General features: G+C 66.1%; 16 protein-coding genes. 3 read left to right on the top strand and 13 right to left on the bottom strand.

Going from position 1 to position 13,199, the window contains the following annotated elements:
- Window positions 1-3: 3 nt before the first annotated feature.
- Window positions 4-1,362, bottom strand: coding sequence for a tRNA (N6-isopentenyl adenosine(37)-C2)-methylthiotransferase MiaB (miaB, locus tag VB672_RS17340; RefSeq protein ID WP_329785450.1), 1,359 nt, complete (start codon window positions 1,360-1,362; stop codon window positions 4-6).
- A 110-nt stretch (window positions 1,363-1,472) separates the two neighbouring features.
- Entirely contained in the window at window positions 1,473-1,811 is a 339-nt protein-coding gene (locus tag VB672_RS17335; RefSeq protein ID WP_329785449.1) for an ArsR/SmtB family transcription factor, read from the bottom strand.
- Between the two features lie 112 nt (window positions 1,812-1,923).
- On the opposite strand from VB672_RS17335, the gene VB672_RS17330 reads away from it, so the two are divergent.
- Window positions 1,924-3,108 (top strand): MFS transporter, encoded by a 1,185-nt coding sequence (locus VB672_RS17330; RefSeq protein ID WP_329785448.1) that lies wholly within the window; start codon window positions 1,924-1,926, stop codon window positions 3,106-3,108.
- Between the two features lie 16 nt (window positions 3,109-3,124).
- On the opposite strand, the gene VB672_RS17325 is transcribed toward VB672_RS17330, so the two are convergent.
- Complete coding sequence (locus VB672_RS17325; RefSeq protein ID WP_329785447.1) at window positions 3,125-3,808, bottom strand: glutathione S-transferase family protein; 684 nt, start codon at window positions 3,806-3,808, stop codon at window positions 3,125-3,127.
- A gap of 19 nt (window positions 3,809-3,827) precedes the next feature.
- Window positions 3,828-4,067: a DUF1127 domain-containing protein gene (locus VB672_RS17320; protein WP_329785446.1), complete on the bottom strand. Its 240-nt coding sequence runs from the start codon at window positions 4,065-4,067 to the stop codon at window positions 3,828-3,830.
- Window positions 4,068-4,187: 120 nt separating this feature from the next.
- On the opposite strand from VB672_RS17320, the gene VB672_RS17315 reads away from it, so the two are divergent.
- Window positions 4,188-5,120, top strand: a complete 933-nt coding sequence (locus tag VB672_RS17315) for a transcriptional regulator GcvA (RefSeq protein ID WP_329785445.1) — start codon at window positions 4,188-4,190, stop codon at window positions 5,118-5,120.
- 69 nt (window positions 5,121-5,189) lie between these two features.
- On the opposite strand, the gene VB672_RS17310 is transcribed toward VB672_RS17315, so the two are convergent.
- From VB672_RS17310 to tsaB, 4 genes are read right to left on the bottom strand one after another with little or no spacing between them, the layout of a single operon-like run.
- Window positions 5,190-5,960, bottom strand: coding sequence for a lysophospholipid acyltransferase family protein (locus tag VB672_RS17310; protein ID WP_329785444.1), 771 nt, complete (start codon window positions 5,958-5,960; stop codon window positions 5,190-5,192).
- Window positions 5,957-6,412: a Fur family transcriptional regulator gene (locus VB672_RS17305; RefSeq protein ID WP_442932091.1), complete on the bottom strand. Its 456-nt coding sequence runs from the start codon at window positions 6,410-6,412 to the stop codon at window positions 5,957-5,959. Before VB672_RS17305 ends, VB672_RS17310 begins: the two co-directional genes overlap by 4 nt.
- A 50-nt stretch (window positions 6,413-6,462) precedes the next feature.
- Window positions 6,463-6,948, bottom strand: a complete 486-nt coding sequence (locus VB672_RS17300; RefSeq protein ID WP_329785443.1) for a GNAT family N-acetyltransferase — start codon at window positions 6,946-6,948, stop codon at window positions 6,463-6,465.
- Window positions 6,945-7,628: a tRNA (adenosine(37)-N6)-threonylcarbamoyltransferase complex dimerization subunit type 1 TsaB gene (gene tsaB / locus VB672_RS17295; protein ID WP_329785442.1), complete on the bottom strand. Its 684-nt coding sequence runs from the start codon at window positions 7,626-7,628 to the stop codon at window positions 6,945-6,947. Before tsaB ends, VB672_RS17300 begins: the two co-directional genes overlap by 4 nt.
- Window positions 7,629-7,759: 131 nt before the next feature.
- On the opposite strand from tsaB, the gene VB672_RS17290 reads away from it, so the two are divergent.
- Complete coding sequence (locus VB672_RS17290) at window positions 7,760-8,344, top strand: NUDIX hydrolase (RefSeq protein ID WP_329785441.1); 585 nt, start codon at window positions 7,760-7,762, stop codon at window positions 8,342-8,344.
- A 3-nt stretch (window positions 8,345-8,347) separates the two neighbouring features.
- On the opposite strand, the gene VB672_RS17285 is transcribed toward VB672_RS17290, so the two are convergent.
- From VB672_RS17285 to murJ, 5 genes are all read right to left on the bottom strand, one after another.
- Window positions 8,348-8,938, bottom strand: coding sequence for a malonic semialdehyde reductase (locus tag VB672_RS17285; protein ID WP_329785440.1), 591 nt, complete (start codon window positions 8,936-8,938; stop codon window positions 8,348-8,350).
- An 81-nt stretch (window positions 8,939-9,019) separates the two neighbouring features.
- Window positions 9,020-9,580 carry a NifU family protein gene (locus tag VB672_RS17280; protein ID WP_329785439.1) on the bottom strand — a complete coding sequence of 187 codons (561 nt, stop codon included), beginning with the start codon at window positions 9,578-9,580 and terminating at the stop codon, window positions 9,020-9,022.
- A gap of 170 nt (window positions 9,581-9,750) precedes the next feature.
- Window positions 9,751-10,200 (bottom strand): universal stress protein, encoded by a 450-nt coding sequence (locus tag VB672_RS17275; RefSeq protein WP_329785526.1) that lies wholly within the window; start codon window positions 10,198-10,200, stop codon window positions 9,751-9,753.
- Window positions 10,201-10,326: 126 nt separating this feature from the next.
- Window positions 10,327-11,367: a tryptophan--tRNA ligase gene (gene trpS, locus VB672_RS17270; protein WP_329785438.1), complete on the bottom strand. Its 1,041-nt coding sequence runs from the start codon at window positions 11,365-11,367 to the stop codon at window positions 10,327-10,329.
- Window positions 11,368-11,549: 182 nt separating this feature from the next.
- A complete protein-coding gene (murJ, locus tag VB672_RS17265) occupies window positions 11,550-13,073 on the bottom strand; it encodes a murein biosynthesis integral membrane protein MurJ (protein WP_329785437.1) in 1,524 nt (507 codons plus the stop codon).
- Window positions 13,074-13,199: the final 126 nt, after the last annotated feature.

The raw sequence follows: 13,199 nt of genomic DNA, 5'->3' as shown, positions 1-13,199 counted from the left end.
GGACTAGGCCGCGGCCTGGCTGCCGGGCCCGACCCATTCTCCGAACAGACTGTTGGAGCCGGCCTGCGTGATCCGCACCGTCACGATCTCGCCGACGGCATGGCGGTCGGTTTCGATCTGCACGGCCTGCAGATAGGGCGACTTGCCTGCCATCTGGCCCGGATGACGACCCGGCTTCTCCAAGAGAACGTCGAGGGTCTGCCCCACGGTTCCGCGATTGAAGGCCTGCCGCTGCATTTCCAGCAGATTCTGCAGCCGCGCCAGACGCTCGGCCTTCACGGCCTCGGAGACCTGCGCGTCGATCTCCGCCGCCGGCGTGCCCGGCCGGGGGCTGTACTTGAACGAGAAGGAACTGGCGAAGCCCACATCCGCCACGAGCCGCATGGTATCTTCGAATTCCGCATCCGTCTCGCCCGGGAAGCCCACGATGAAGTCGGACGAGAGGGCGAGGTCGGGCTGGACCTTGCGGATGCGCTCGATCAGGCGGCGGTACTCGTCGCCCGTGTGCTTGCGGTTCATCGCGCCGAGGATGCGGTCGGAGCCGGACTGCACCGGCAGGTGCAGGTAGGGCATCACGGCCGGCAGGTCGCGATGGGCGGCGATCAGTTCGTCGTCCATGTCGCGCGGATGGCTCGTGGTGTAGCGCAGCCGGGCGATGCCCGGCACCTCGGCCAGACGATGGAGCAGGCGGCCGAGCGACCAGACGGAGCCGTCCGGCCCCTCGCCATGATAGGCGTTCACGTTCTGCCCGATCAGCGTCAGCTCGCGCACGCCCGCATCCGCCAGACGCAGGGCCTCGTCGAGGATCTTGGCCACGGGCCGCGAGACCTCGGCGCCTCGGGTATAGGGCACCACACAGAAGGTGCAGAACTTGTCGCACCCTTCCTGGATGGTGAGGAAGGCCGACACGCCCCGGTTTCGGATCATCGCCTTCGTGGGTTTGGGAAGATGGTCGAACTTGTCCTCGATGGGAAACTCGGTGTCGACGACGCGCTCCGCACGCGCCTTCTTCAGAAGGTCGGGCAGGTTGTGGTAGTTCTGCGGCCCCACCACCACGTCGACGGCCGGCGCCCGGCGCAGGATCTCCTTGCCCTCGGCCTGAGCGACGCAGCCGGCCACGACGACCTTCGTCTCCTGGCCCTGACCGGCGCGTTCGTTCTTCATCTCGCGGACGCGGCCGAGCTCGGAATAGACCTTCTCGGCGGCTTTTTCGCGGATGTGGCAGGTGTTGAGGATGACGAGATCCGCCTCCTCCATCGCCTTGGTTTCGCTGTAGCCCTCGGACGCCAGCATGTCCGCCATGCGCTCGGCATCGTAGACGTTCATCTGGCAGCCGTAGGATTTGACGAAGACTTTTTTCACGAGGTCGGCCTGTTGCGAAAGGTTGAAGCCCCCTGTCTTTAAGCGCTTTGCGCGTTCAAGAGAAGAGAGTCGCGCCTGTGACAGAGAGAGCCTCGGATCTGGCGCTCTTCCTAATCCTGCGCCTTACCCGGCTTCGGCCCAACGGCCCGGCAGGCGATGATCGAGTCGAGAAAGCCCGGAAAACGCCGGTCGAGATCGGTCCGCCGCAGGCTGATCATGCGCTTCGTGCCTTCGGGGCGGACATTGACCAATCCGGCCTCGCGCAGTTTCGCCAGATGATAGCTGAGGCCTGTCTTGGAGCCGAGATGCAGGAACTGACTGCAGGTCATCGCGTCCTGCTCGCCGTTGGCCAGAAGCCCGATGATGGCCAGGCGCGTCTCATCGCCGAGCGCAGCCAGCACATGGGCGAGCTCGATCTGATCGGCAGGAGGATGGGGCAGGGACGTCATGAGCCTTTGATAGGGATTTTCAGCTATTGGTTCAAGGGACGTTGAACTATTTCTTGACAATGGATGCGTCGAAGTTCAATTGTTCAATGAATCTTGAACAAGGCTCATCGGCATGAACAGGCGCCTCTTCTGGCTGGCTCTCGGCACCTTCGCCATCGGGGCGGAGGGCTTCGTCGTTTCCTCGCTTCTCCCGCAGATCTCGGAAGACACCGGCGTCACCGTGATTGAGGCCGGCTATCTCGTGGTGGCGTTTGCCCTCGTTTACGCGACCGCCTCGCCTGTGCTTACGGCGCTCACGGCCGACCGGGACAGGCGCATGATCCTGACGGCGAGCGCTCTCACGTTCACGGCCGGCGCTCTCAGCGCGGCTCTTGCTCACAGCTACGCGGTTCTTCTGATGGCCAGGATCGTCATTGCCTGCGCGGCCGGGCTCTATGCCGCAACCGCCCAGGCAACGGCTGTCGCAATCTCGCATCCCGATCACCGCGCTCGAGCCATCTCCGTGGTTGTCGGCGGAACGTCGCTCGCCGTCGCGTTCGGGGCTCCCCTGGGAGCCTTCATAGCGTCCTGGGCCGGATGGAGGGGCACCTATGTGAGCATCGCCGTCGCAGGTGTGGCCGCCGCCGTCGCGATCCGCGTCATGCTGCCGACGGGGCTTCGGGGAACGAAGATGTCGCTCAAAAGCCGCTTCGACGTTCTGCGTCAGCCCGGAATTCGCCCGACGCTTGCGACGACGTTGCTCTACATGACCGCCGGTTTCATGGTCTTCACCTATATCGCGCCCATGACCCTTCAGGCTGCCGGACTCAGCCGGTCCGTGCTGCCGGCGGTGCTGCTCATCTATGGCAGCGGCGCAGCCCTGGGAAACTACCTCGGGGGCCAGATGGCCGACCGCTGGGGCGCGCAGCGCATGGTGTCGATTGCGATCGTTCTCAACACGGGCATGATGCTGTTCTTCGCCCTCTTCGGATACCTGCCTTCCGAATGGGCGGGACCGGCCTTCATCGGCGCCCTGTTCCCCTGGGGCGTCATGTCATGGTCGTTCCCGCCGGCTCAGGCGAGCCGAATCCTGGCGATCGCACCGGGCAGCGCGCCTCTCGCGCTCTCGCTCAACGGATCGGCGCTCTATTTCGGCGTGGCGCTCGGCTCGTTCATCGGAGGCTTGGTGCTGCGATATGCGACCGTCCGGGATCTCGGCTGGGTGGCGGCTCTCTTCCTGATCGCCGCTCTCGCTTTGGTCGGGCTGGAACGCTCCCGCGAGGCGAATCTTCAGGTGGCTTATCCCGTGAAGGATTGAGAAGCCTGCCGATCCCTCAATCCCGAAAAGCCCCCTCGACGGGAGCCGACAATCTCTCATCCGCCGCCCGGATCTCGGCGACGACACGTGCGAAGGCCGGGCGCCGGCTCAGCCGCGCATACCAGGCGCCCAGATTGTCATGTCTTCTCAGCGAAGGCCCGCCCAGGCGGCGGGTCCAGAACACGGTCATGAAGACGGCGATGTCCGCTGCCGAAAAGCCGCCGCAGAAATAGTCCTGGCCCTGGAGCCTGCGGTCGAGTTCGGCGAAGTGCCCGGCAAGCGCCGGCTCGGCCTCTCTCGCCTTGATCTCCTTCGCATCCCAACGCTCGCGTTCGTCCGGCTTCGGCTCGGTGCGATGCATCAGGAAGCGCAGCGGCGCCAGCATAACCTCGTCGGCGAACAGATCGAAGAGACGGCATCGGGCCCGCTCGTGAGGTGATTTCGGATAGAGCGCCGGATCGGGATAGGCATCCTCCAGATATTCGAGGATCACGGTCGAATCGTAGAGGGACAGGTTCCCGTCGATCAGGACCGGAACCTGTCCCTTGGGATTGATGGCCATCACGTCCGGATTCCTGGGGCTGTAGCCCTTGGTCTGCGTGAACGGCACCAGGATCTGCTCGAAAGCGAGCCCCTTCTCGTGAAGGGCGATCTCGACCTTGCGCGAGAAGAGGCTGACAGGACCGGAATAGAGCTTCATCAGGGTGCCTTTCGGGAGGTCATCGGCTGAAAGTGGAGGGCAGGTGATCCTGCCAGGATGCGGGATTCAAGCCTTCCACATCAGCCCGCGACAACCCGATATCGGCAAGCTCCCGGTCGTCCATCCGGAAGAGAACCTTGGCGTTCCTGCGCTCGTCGAGCCAAGCCTCGTAGCGGAGCAGGAGCTGAAGCAGGGTGCTCTTCCGCTCGCGGCGGGCGGTGTGAAGCCCAAGATTTGCTGTGGCATATCCGATCGCCATGGCGGGTCTCCTTCAATGGCGTTTCATTGAAGAGAAATGTGCTCCTGTGATAGGTTATAAGCAAACGAGAAGTTCTTGATCTGTGCTCAAGAAAAACTTGGGCATAAAACCGGATTTGCCATGTCCCGTCGCCGCCTGCCACCCCTGAACGCCTTGCGTGCCTTCGAGGCCGCCGCCCGCCATCTGAATTTCGAAAAGGCGGGCGACGAGATCGCCGTCACGGCGAGCGCCGTCGGCCAACAGGTCAAAGCGCTGGAAGCCTGGCTCGGACGCCCTCTGTTCGTGCGCCAGCCGAGCCGGGGCGTGGCCCTGACGCCGCTGGGCGAGCATTATGCCGCCTCCCTGTCGGACATCCTCGACCGGCTGGACAACGCGACCGCGCAGGCCCTGCGCTCCGACCGCTCCAACGTGATCACGGTGAGCTCCATGCCGAGCTTCGCCGCCGGCTGGCTCATCCCCCGGCTGGGCTCCCTCAAGGCGCAGCATCCCGATCTGGAGGTGCGAGTCTCAGTGGATACACGGCTGACGGATTTCGCCCGGGAGGACGTGGACGTGGCGATCCGCTTCGGCCGGGGAAATTATCCCGGCCTGCGCTCGGACCTGCTGATGGAGGAATTCTTCTTCGCCGTCTGCAGCGCGTCCCTGCTGGGTGATCCCGATCGTCCCCTGAAGGAACCGGTGGATCTGCGCCACCACACCCTGCTGCATGAGAGCGTCGAGACCATTCCCGACTACACCACCTGGGACCGCTGGCTCGCGGCCGTGGGCGTGACCGGGGTCGACACCTCCCGCGGCCCGCGTTTCACCCATACCTATCTCTGCCTCCAGGCCGCGGCCTCCGGCCAGGGCGTGGCGCTCGCGACCAATGTGCTGATCGGTGATTATTTGCAGGCGGGCCGCCTGGTTCAGCCCTTCCCGCAGCAGGTGAAGGGCTCCTACCAGTATTACGTGGTCTGCCCGGAAGCCACCGCCGACCGGCCGGCCCTCGCGGCTTTCCGCGCCTGGCTTCTGGAGGAGGCCCAGGCGCATGTTGCGGAGGCCGGGCGGGTGTAAAGCGACGCTGTCACGGCCGGGCTCGTCCCGGATATCTCGATTCGGAAGGGCACCGTGCTCACCCCGGAATCACGCCGCCTTCAGCGCCCGGCGGATCTCGGCCTCGGCGGAAGCGGTCGCCTGCTTGCGGTTGCCGTTGAAGGGGATCGGCTCGCCCCAGGTCACGACCACATCGAGCGGAACGCCCCGGGTGAACAGCTTCAGGTGAGGAGCCAGATCCATGTCGCCGTACCAGGCGATGAAGGGACGCTCGCGCCGGGTCACCGGCAGGCCATTGCGGCGGGTGTAGGAGATGGCGAGCGGCTGGAGAAAGACCCGCTCGACGCTGTCGTGCATGAGCGCCGTCTGGGCCGCGCCCACGAGGGAGGAGCGGAAGGGCAGGAGGCGGTTGCCGTCGCTGGTGGTGCCTTCGGCAAACAGCACGATCACCTCGCCCTTCACCAGACGGTGGGCGAGCGCATCGTTCACCTCGGCGGTGGCCTTGCGGCGCTGACGGTCGATGAAGACCGAGCGCTGGAGCCTCGCGCACAAGCCGACCACGGGCCAGGTCTCGATCTCCGATTTGGCGATGAAGGAGAGCGGGTGCAGCGAGCCGATCACCGGAATGTCGAGCCAGGAGACGTGATTCGACAGGACGATGGTGGGCGCATCGCCCGGGGGCGTGCCCCGTTCGATCACGCGCACGTTGAAGATCCTCAGCAGCACTCGATGAAACCACACCGGCAGCACATGCAGTATCGACGACCAGCCGAGGCGCAGGGCCAGCATCTGCAGGGGAAAGAGCACGAGGCTGCACAGCCCGAGCAGCAGAAGCCGGAAGACGACGCCTGGTCTCGTCACGCGTCGTCCTTGTCCAGCGGCACCGCGTAGAGTTCGAGGCGGTGATAGACGACCCGGTAGCCCAGCCGCTTGGCGATCTCGTTCTGCAGCGCCTCGATCTCCTCGGAGCGGAACTCGATCACGTCGCCGGTCTCGAGATTGATGAGATGGTCGTGGTGCTCCCGCGCCGCCTGCTCGTAGCGCGAGCGGCCGTCGCGAAAATCGAGCCGCTCGAGGATGCCCTCGGTCTCGAACAGTTTCACCGTGCGGTAGACCGTGGAGAGGGAGATGCGGTCGTCCACCTCGGCCGCGCGCCGGTGCAGCTCCACCACGTCGGGATGGTCCGCGGCGGAGTCGAGAACCTGCGCGATGATCCGGCGCTGTCCGGTCATGCGCAGGCCCTTGTCGCGGCAGGCGCGCTCGATGGCGTCCGTCCGGCGGATTTTGGCGGGTGTGCTGTTCCGAATGGCCAAGGCTTCAGTGACTCCTTGCGGAGGCTTATATGCGAGGGACGCGAAGCGGGCTATAGGTCCAAAGCCATGGTGAGGGCCGCAGCCTTCGTTCCGTCGGCTTTCTGATAATAGCCCTCCCGGCGTCCGATGTCGCGAAAACGCAGGCGGCGGTAGAGGGCGATGGCCGGCGCATTGCCCTCCTCGACCTCCAGATGCACCTGGGCCACGCCACGGCGCGAGAGCTCGTCGAGATGATGGGAAAGGAGCGGGCGGGCATGGCCTTTGCCGCGCGCCTCCGGGGCGATGGCCACCGTGATGATCTCCGCCTCGTCGAGCACGATCCGCGACAGGACGAAGCCGGCAGGCTTGGCGGCGCGTCCGAGGAAGAGGCCGTCGGCCACGACGCCGCGCTCGCTCAAGAGGCGCTCGAAATCGAGCGTGCTCCAGGCCCGTGCGAAGGCGGAGGCATGAAGCGCCGCCAGACGGGCGGCAGCCTCGGTCCCGAGGGATTCGATCCGAGGAGCGGGCGGGTGGATGAAGCGGTCGAGAATTCTCATTGCCTAGCGATTCGGGCCCCGTCCTGCGGCTTGGCGTCGGGCTCGCGCAGGTAAAGCGGCTTGGGCAGGGCTTGGCTCGGATCGGCCAGCACTCCGAGCCGCGCCACCCAGCCGATATCGGGAAAGGCCGACACGTCGCTGATATGGGCCTCGACCCCTTGGGCGCGCGCCTCTGCGGCGAGCATGGCCGAGGCCGATCCGGCGATCAGGATCGGGCCGGAGCCGAGAAGGCGGATGGCGTCCCGGTACGTCATGAGACCCGGCGGGATGATGGTGCGCCCGCCCGGCGCGATGGCCTGGATGTAGATGTGCCCATGCTTGGCGTCGATGGCGGCGGTGAAGAGCCCGCGCCGGTCGCCGACCATCAGGGGAGCGAGAAAGGCCGAGAGGGTCGCAACGCCCACCACCGGAATGCCGGCCGCCAGACCAATGCCGCGGGCGGCGCTGATGCCGACGCGCAGGCCCGTATAGCTCCCGGGCCCGACCGTGACGGCGACCCGGTCCAGGCTCTCGAAGCCGCCCTCCACCTGGGCCGAAAGCCGGTCGAGCAGCGGCATCAGGGCCTCGGCATGGCCCCGGTCCATGGGAATGGTCTCGGCCGCCAGCGGCACGGGCTCTCCGGCCTCGACGATGCAGGCCGAGCAGGCGCCGAGGGCGGTATCGATGGCAAGGACGCGCAACGTAGGTCTCCGTCAGGTCTGGGATTTCTTTAGCGCATCGTGCGGAAAAGTGGACCCGGTTTCGTGTTTCCGTCGTGCGGCCGGAGAGTTTCGGCTTGAGCAGGCCGGAAGGCGGATGCCATGATCGCTCCATGACGACCGAATCCGACCCTTCTGCCGCCGAACCTAAGCCCTGGACCGTGAAAACCTCGCGGGACGTGATTCGCGACCGTTGGGTCAAGCTTCGCGCCGACGATTGCCTGACCGCCGAGGACGTGGAGGTCGCGCCTTTTTACGTGCTCGAATATCCCGATTGGGTTCATGTGGTGGCCCTCGACGATGAGGATCACATCATCCTGGTCGAGCAGTATCGCCATGCTTTCGGGGGCATCACCCTCGAGGTGCCGGCGGGGGCAATCGACAAGGAGGATCCGTCTCCGCTCGCGGCGGCCGCCCGGGAGCTCGAGGAGGAAACGGGATATGTCGCGGAGCGCTGGCGCTCGTTCGGCAAGCATTCACCCAATCCCGCGACCCACACGAACTTCTGCCATACCGTGCTCGCGCAAGGGGTGCGCTTGTCCGGCAAGAAGCTGAACGACCCAGCCGAGCAGATCAAAGTGGTGCGGGTTCCGGTCCAGGAAGCCGTTCGGCTTGCCGCCAACGGGACCATGACGAACGCGATGCAGATCGCCTCGCTCGCCCTTGCGCTAACCGCCATCGGCAAGTGGAGCCTGTGAACCTCACGCGATGGTGCAGAACTCCTCGAAGGCGAGACGCGGCTGGCGCGGATGGAGTTTCTCGGGCAGGCCGTAGCCGAGATTGATCAGGAAGTTCGATTTGTACATCCCGTCGGGAAAGAAAGCCTCGTCCACGCCCTTGCGATCGAACCCTCCCATGGGGCCGCAATCGAGCCCGAGCGCGCGGGCCGCCATGATGAGATAAGCGCCCTGGAGGCAGGAGCCCTGAAAGCCCGTCCGCTCGATCGCCTCGGGCTTGCCTGCAAACCAGCTGCGCGCATCGGGACTGTTCGGTGCAAGACGGGGGAGCTTTTCGTAAAACTCGGTGTCGTAGGCCACGATCACGGTGGCGGGCGCGCTCATGGTCTGGCGCACGTTGCCCTCGTCGAGATGAGGCCTCAGCCTCTCCTTGGCCTCCCGCGACACCACGAAGACGAAGCGTCCCGGCGAGGAATTGGCGCTGGTCGGACCCAGCTTGGCGAGATCGGCGATCGTGCGCAGGGTCTCTTCCGGGATGGGACGATCCTGCCACCAGCGATGGGTGCGGGCCTCACGAAAGAGCTGGTCGAGAACGGCATCGGGCAGGGCAGGCAACGCGACACTCCGAAAAGAAAAGCGCGGCTCGGAAGAACCGCGCTTCGATAACTGAATCCAGGTTCGAGGCAAACGGCCCGATCAGACCGCCTGCACCTCGCGCACGTCCGGCAGGAAGTGGCGCAGGAGGTTCTGGATGCCGTGGCGCAGGGTGGCGGTCGAGGAGGGGCAGCCCGAGCAGGCGCCCTTCATGACCAGGTACACGGTGCCGTCCTTGAAGCCCCGGAAGGTGATGTCGCCGCCGTCGCCCGCCACCGCCGGGCGGATGCGGGTCTCGAGCAGCTCCTTGATGGTCTCGACGGTCGCGGCATCCTGTTCGTCGAAGAACTCCTCGCCGTCCTCCTCGGTCGCGCCGTAGCCGTTGGCGAAGAGCGGCGCGCCGGTCATGAAATGCTCCATGATCGCGCCGAGGATCGCCGGCTTCAGGTGCTGCCACTCGCCATCCGCCTTCGTGACGGTGACGAAGTCGTAGCCGAAGAACACGCCGGTCACGCCCGGCACGGCAAAGAGGCGCTGGGCAAGGGGCGAGACCTCGCCCTGCTCAGGGGTCTTCGCCTCGAAGGTGCCTTCCGGCATCACCACCCGGCCGGGCAGGAATTTCAGGGTGGCGGGATTGGGGGTCGCTTCGGTCTGGATGAACATCGTTTCTGTCGTCCTCTGGCGCCGGTTCAAGGCCGGCCGAGTGGGGTTAGAATCGTTCTAACAGGTTCCAGTCCCAATGTGGAATGGATCGCGGCCGATTCCAAGGGGAGAATAGATGCCTTCACCGCATGCCGGGGCTGCAGGCTTAAGCCGAGAAGGGAAGCTCCCGTTCAACCCGCCAGCGCGTCGATCTCCTCGTCCGTCAGGCCGCCCGGAACGATCACGATGGGAACCGGGAAGGAGGCGGCGGAGCGGCCGGCGAGGGTCGAGACCAGGGGTCCGGGGCCTTCCTTGGCGCTGCCCGCGGCGAGCACCAGGAAGGAGATGTCCTCGTCCTCGTGGATGAGCTTCATGATCTCGTCCGCCCGGGTGCCGACCCGGATCACCTGCTCGGGATCGACGCCGGCGGCGCTGCGCGCCTCGCGGGCGGCGGCATCGAGTTGCTTCTGGGCTTCCTCGCTCGCCTCCTCGATCATGGCCTCGCCGACGCCGAGCCACTCGAAATTGTCGGGCGGGTCCACGACCGCGAGCATGACCATGCTGGCGCCGGTGCGGGCCGCGCGCCGGGATGCGAAGTGCACCGCCCGGGCGCATTCCGGGGTCTGGTCGATCACCACCATGAATTTCGGACGGTGGCCCGATTCGTAGGATCGACGTTTGCCGCTCAAAGCCCGCTCTCCTGCATCATGAACGATGCTGCCCTGCCGTCACGGCAAGAGCAAGTCCGCTCATCGTCGACCCATTCATCAGCGCGAGCGCACGAAGCCGACGATGTCCTTGACCGCGTCCATGGTCACGGAGGCCAGGGCCCGTGCCCGCTCGGAGCCGTCCGCCAGCACCGCGTCGATATGGCCGGGATCGGCCATGAGGCGGCGCATCTCGTCGGCCACGGGAGAAAGCTTCGTCACCGCCACGTCCACGAGGGCCGCCTTGAAGCCGGAGAACTGCGCGCCGCCATGCTGGCGCAGCACCTCTTCCGGCGTGGTGTCCATGAGGGCCGCATAGATCGCCACGAGGTTCTCGGCCTCGGGGCGGGCCTTCAGGCCCTCGACCTCGCTCGGCAGCGGCTCGGGATCCGTCTTCGCCTTGCGGATCTTCTGGGCGATGGTGTCGGCATCGTCCGTCAGGTTGATGCGGGAATAGTCGGAGGGGTCCGATTTCGACATCTTCTTCGAGCCGTCGCGGAGCGACATGACGCGGGTCGCAGGGCCCTGGATCATCGGCTCGGTCAGCGGGAAGAAGGCGTCGCCGAAGCCGTGCGCGGCAATCGATTCGGCCCAGTCGTTGTTGAACTTCTGGGCGATATCGCGGGTCAGCTCCAGATGCTGCTTCTGGTCCTCGCCCACCGGCACATGGGTGGCGCGGTAGACCAGGATGTCGGCCGCCATCAGGTTCGGATAGGCGTAGAGGCCGACCGAGGCGTTCTCCCGGTCCTTGCCGGCCTTGTCCTTGAACTGGGTCATGCGGTTGAGCCAGCCGAGGCGGGCGACGCAGTTGAACACCCAGGCGAGTTCCGCGTGCTGCGGCACCTGGGACTGGTTGAAGACGATGTGGCGCTTGGGATCGATGCCGGCCGCGAGGAACGCGGCCGTCACCTCGCGGATCTGGCGGGTCAGGTCGGCCGGATTCTGCGGCACGGTGATCGCGTGCATGTCGACGACGCAATAGATGCAGTCGAAATTCTCCTGCATGGCGACGAAGCGCTTGATGGCGCCGAGATAATTCCCGAGATGGAGATTGCCGGTGGGCTGAACGCCCGAGAACACCAGCTCCTTGAACTGCGCCATGGTCTTGAACTCCGACTGAGGGTAGGTGCAGTTTCAGGTTCGACCGCAAACCGCCCCAGATATGGTCTGACTGCTTTTCTTGGGGAGAACCGAAGGCTGATCGCCTGCAATCGCTCCATCGAGGCGCGCCTTATGACAGGGCCGCACCATGATGCAAGGGTTCTCGTGATTTTTTCGGGTTCTCACGTTTTTTTCGTCAGAGCGGCCCAATCGCCGCGGGTCATGGCACCGGCGGCGAGGGCCGCGAGCCCGTACACCGCCAGACCACCCAGACAGATCATCGCTAAGGAAAGAGGGCCGGGTTGCGGTGCGGCACGCAAGGCCGCCACGAGCGCGAGGCTCATTGTGAGGACCGCCACGAGGATGCGCATCACCCGAACCATCAGACCGCGGTCCGGTAGCCAGAGGCCGAATCGGCGAAGGCCGGACGCCACGGCGACCGCATGGCCGAGGCATCCGAAGCTGACGCCAAGCGCGATCCCCGTCGGGCCGAAGGGCCAGGCGAGCGCCAGGGAGGCGGCGATCGTGAGGACAAGGCCCAGGATCGCCGCCGCCAGGGCCGCCTTCAGGGAGCCGCAGGCGAACAGCGTCTGGCTCAGGACTTTGGCGGCGGTGGCGAATGGCAATCCCAGGCTCAGGGCCATGAGCACGAGGGCGGTGCCCTCCGCGTCGGAGGACTGAAAGGCGCCGCGCTCGAAAAGCACGCTGCTCATGGGCCGGGCGAGGATGATCAGGGCCGCGCTCGCCGGCAGGGCGAGCAGCAGCGCCACTTCCAGCGCCCGGTTCTGCGCCGCCACGATGGCCTGCCCGTCTCCAGCCTGATGGCGGCGGGCGAGCTCGGGCAGGAGCAGGCTCGAGCCCAAAGCCGCCATCAGGCCGAGCGGCAGCTGCATCACCCGTTCGGCGTAGTAGAGCCAGGAGATTCCCGAGGGCCAGAACGAGGCGATCTGAGTGGCGGCCAGGATAAAGAGCTGCACGGCGCCGCTCGCCGCGAGCACGGGAAAACCGGCGAGCAGAAGGCTCTTCAGCAGCGGCGACCAGCGCGGCATCCGGAAACCGACGAGCCGGACCTTGCCGCTCGACAAGGCTGCGGCCACGACGGCGAGCTGGGCCAGTCCCGCCAAGCTCGACGCGGCCGCCAGCCACGCGGCCTTCTGCGCGAGCTGCAGGGAAAGACCGCGTTCGACCACGACGAGCGTCAGGATCAGTCCGCCGTTGACGGCCAGCGGCGCCAGCGCCGTCGCGGCGAAGCGGCCGTGCAGGTTCAGGATGGCGGCGCCCATGGAGGCGAGCACCACGCACGGCACGATCGGAAAGGACAGACGCGTGTAGAGCGCCACCAGCGCCAGCGTCCCGCCCTCGCCGTGCAGGCCCGGAGCGAGGAGAAGGGCGATCAGACCCGCGCCGATCTCCACGAGAGCCGTCAGTCCGAGCAGGGCGAGCCCGAAGACGCTCAGCACATCCCCTCCCGTGGCGGCCGCCTCATCGGGCTCCAGGCGGCTGAGAGCGGGGATCAGGGCCGGGTTGAGCCCGCCTTCGCCGACGATGCGACGCACCAGATTGGGCAGACGGAAGGCGGCGAGGAACGCATCCGCCACGGGGCCCGCCCCCAGGGCTTGCGCGAACAGCACGTCCCGGACGAAGCCGAGAACGCGCGAAGCCACGGAGCCGAGGCCGACCAGGAGCGAGGAGCGGATGAGCGACATGCCCTCGCGGCTTAGCGGGTCGCCCGATGGCCCGCAACTTTTCCCTCGTCGGACCAAGACGTCCGATCTCGTGAAGCGTCGAGTGTCCAACCGGGGTCGCCGGCACAAGGCCGGTGATGACATGCT

Origin of the sequence: Microvirga sp. CF3016 (assembly GCF_036314085.1) — a bacterium.
GTDB lineage: Bacteria > Pseudomonadota > Alphaproteobacteria > Rhizobiales > Beijerinckiaceae > Microvirga.
This window is presented reverse-complemented; position numbering and strand designations above follow the sequence as displayed.